The sequence below is a fragment of the Pseudoalteromonas sp. AOP7-A1-14 genome (assembly GCF_052376275.1).
Taxonomy (GTDB): Bacteria; Pseudomonadota; Gammaproteobacteria; order Enterobacterales; family Alteromonadaceae; genus Pseudoalteromonas.
Genome location: NZ_JBQSVO010000305.1, coordinates 1 through 357, shown reverse-complemented (window position 1 = coordinate 357; position 357 = coordinate 1). Strand labels below are relative to the sequence as shown.

Below are 357 nucleotides of genomic sequence, written 5' to 3'. Positions count from 1 at the left end.
GTGCAAGGTGTCACAGTACGCTCAATAATTTGGCTAGCGTTTGGTTAGCTAATGTCGACTCGAAGTCTATTTGATAGCCGTTTGGTGTGGTGAGTTTAATGATTGAAGGTTGCGTAAAGGCTTGCTCATGAATAACAAACGGGATCACCTGTTGCTTTTTAACCCTTACCGTTTCGTCAGAAAGGCGTTTACGCCAAACATAGAAAGTCGATGCGTTAATGTTGTTATCACGACAAAATTGAATGATGGCTAAACCACTCGATTTTTGCTGCTCAAAAATGCCTTGCCAGTGTTTTATTTTTTGCTGTTTATTCATAATTACCTCAGGTTAATATGCTGAGTAAATTATGCATAGGT

At 39.2% G+C, this 357-nt stretch carries 1 protein-coding gene; it reads right to left on the bottom strand.

Going from position 1 to position 357, the window contains the following annotated elements; genetic code table 11:
* Positions 1-10 precede the first annotated feature (10 nt).
* A complete protein-coding gene (gene tnpA / locus ACT3RM_RS18235) occupies positions 11-316 on the bottom strand; it encodes an IS66 family insertion sequence element accessory protein TnpA (protein ID WP_301563154.1) in 306 nt (101 codons plus the stop codon).
* Positions 317-357 lie beyond the last annotated feature (41 nt).

What these genes read in the sequence shown, in the direction of transcription:
- tnpA (WP_301563154.1), bottom strand. Translation starts at nt 316, where the DNA reads ATGAATAAACAGCAAAAAATAAAACACTGGCAAGGCATTTTTGAGCAG.